Origin of the sequence: Streptomyces sp. NPDC049577, from assembly GCF_040675635.1 — a bacterium.
Lineage (GTDB): Bacteria > Actinomycetota > Actinomycetes > Streptomycetales > Streptomycetaceae > Streptomyces.
The window spans coordinates 1-1,065 of record NZ_JBFAPH010000665.1 but is presented as its reverse complement, the minus strand read 5'-3'; the positions used below and the strand labels follow the sequence as shown (position 1 = coordinate 1,065).

1 protein-coding gene is annotated in these 1,065 nt (G+C 77.8%); it reads right to left on the bottom strand.

Annotated features, from left to right (window positions below):
• Positions 1-2: 2 nt before the first annotated feature.
• A partial coding sequence (locus tag AB0K09_RS33720) for an acyltransferase domain-containing protein (protein ID WP_366069189.1) occupies positions 3-1,065 on the bottom strand: 1,063 nt, incomplete at its 5' end.

Genomic DNA, 1,065 nt, shown 5'->3' with positions numbered 1-1,065 from the left:
GATCAGGAGCAGGTCCCGGCGGGATCCTTCGAGCACAGCCTGCTGGACTCCGGTCTGCTCTCGCCCGTCCGCGCGGGCACCCCGGCCGAGGCGGCGTACAGCTCGCGCAGCGACACCGGTACGCCGAGGCTCTCGGTCATCCGGTTGACCAGCTGCGTGCCGAGCAGCGAGTGCCCGCCGAGCTCGAAGAAGTCGTCGTGCGCGCCGATGGTCCCGGAGCCCAGGAAGTCCTCCCACAGCGCGACGATCCGCCGCACCCCGTCGTCCCCGGCCGGCCCGTCCTCGCGCACCGCCCGGGCGGCGGGCCCGGGCGCGGGCGCGGGTGCGGACGCCGCCGAGGCGCGCGGGCCCGTCCAGTGGCTCTCCCGCCGGAAGGGGTAACCCGGCAGCGCGACCCGCTGCCGGGGCCCGTCGTGCAGGGCCTCCCACCGCACACCGACGCCCGAGACCCACAGATCCCCGACCCCCAGGAGCAGCGTCCGCACGTCGTCGCCCGGCTCATCCGGGCGCCGCATCGTCCGTACGGCGGCGAGGCCGCGCCGCCCGGTGAGGGTCGCGCGGGCCAGCGCGGTCAGCGTCGTGCCCGGTCCGACCTCGACCAGCACGGTCCGGCCGGCCGGCACGGCGGCCCGTACGGCGTCGGCGAAGCGCACCGGCCGCCGGGCGTGGCCGCCCCAGTAGCCGGGGTCCGCGGCCTGTTCCGCCGTGATGGCCTCCCCGGTGACGGCGGAGACGAACGGCCGCTCCGGGGCCCGGAGTCCGGCGGACCGCACGCGCTCGGTGAGGGGGCCGACCACCGGCTCCATCATGGCCGAGTGGAAGGCGTGCGAGGTGTGCAGCCGCCGGGCGCCGTGGCCCGGCCCGGCCAGCCGCCGTTCCAGTTCGGCGATGCCGGGCTCGGGTCCGGAGGCCACGCACAGGCCGGGCGCGTTGACGGCCGCGATGTCCACGCCGTCCGGCAGGAGTTCCCGCAGTTCGCCCTCGGCCGCCTGGACGGAGAGCATCGCGCCGCGCGGCTGTTCGCGCATCAGCCGGCCGCGCACGGCGACCAGCGCGGCCGCCTCC